This is a genomic window from Paenibacillus sp. 2TAB23, assembly GCF_052115165.1.
Lineage (GTDB): Bacteria > Bacillota > Bacilli > Paenibacillales > Paenibacillaceae > Pristimantibacillus.
The window spans coordinates 1-349 of sequence record NZ_JBFRGD010000097.1 but is presented as its reverse complement, the minus strand read 5'-3'; the positions used below and the strand labels follow the sequence as shown (position 1 = coordinate 349).

Here is a 349-nt window from a genome sequence, read left to right as displayed (position 1 = left end):
TGTTCCGCCTGTTGCTGTAAGCAGATCTGTTTTGGAAACTGTTACTTCCGTCGCGCCCTCTGCTACCGTTGCTGTTTCAAGTACCGTGCCACCTGTTGCTACGCCGTATACGTTCACGATGTCGCCTTCGGCTAGACCTGTTACTTTTACCGTATCTGCTGTGCTTGTCGCATTATTCGTAACGGTGATTGTCGCTGCTACTGGTGCTGCAGTGATTTCAGCATCGTATGCTTTTACGGTTCTTACGCTTTCTAGCTGACCTTCTTTTGTCACGCTCACATACACGCTGCTTGCTGTTGCGCCCAGCTGTTCAATCGTTACCGTTGCTGATGTTGCATCTTCAGCTACT

General features: G+C 49.6%; 1 pseudogene. It reads right to left on the bottom strand.

Annotation, left to right across the window (positions count from 1 at the left end):
- Positions 1-349, bottom strand: a pseudogene (locus tag AB4Z29_RS32460) (hypothetical protein); the annotation flags it as partial.